Source organism: Cupriavidus sp. GW822-FHT02D05 (assembly GCF_058802485.1).
Genome location: NZ_JBXAOE010000097.1, coordinates 1 through 521, shown reverse-complemented (window position 1 = coordinate 521; position 521 = coordinate 1). Strand labels below are relative to the sequence as shown.

Below are 521 nucleotides of genomic sequence, written 5' to 3'. Positions count from 1 at the left end.
TTCAAGTTGCGGTGAAAACGCACGATCCGGTAGCCCTGATGCAGGCGCCAGGCGGCAAGCGTGTAGAAGCCCAACATGCCTGTCCAGGCAACCGGAGGTGGCGTCATGAACCACTGCGGGGCGGTGAGTAGCGCCGTGCCAGCCATGGTGGCCGTGGCGGCCGAGAGTAGCTCAACAGGGGGTCGGAATAGATTCTCGATGGGATACGCCATATCCAGTCTCCAACGTCAGACAGGGGTAGCTCAGGAGGAGGGGCCCAGGTTGAGGGTGATGTCCTCGCGGTAAGTGAGGTGGCAGTTCACTGGTGGGACGGGATTAACGAAGCGCTCGGGCTGCAGGATGACGACGCCGGAGAGCGGCTTGGCGGTGGTAGCACCACCCGGGCCGCCACCGGACGTGGTGTAGCGCAGGATATTGATTCGGGTAGCCTTGCGGCCCTTCGGGGCCGGCTTGGTGGCGATGTAGTGCCAATGCGCCTTGAAGACCGCCTTCTGCACCGCCGTGTACTCCAGGGCTTCCCC

General features: G+C 63.5%; 2 protein-coding genes. Both read right to left on the bottom strand.

From position 1 onward, the window contains the following. Positions 1-212: hypothetical protein (locus AC1RQK_RS40530; protein ID WP_492815291.1), on the bottom strand; the 212-nt coding region annotated here is incomplete at its 3' end. Positions 213-242: 30 nt separating this feature from the next. After that, the coding region (locus AC1RQK_RS40525; RefSeq protein ID WP_492815289.1) for a hypothetical protein at positions 243-521 on the bottom strand (279 nt) is incomplete at its 5' end.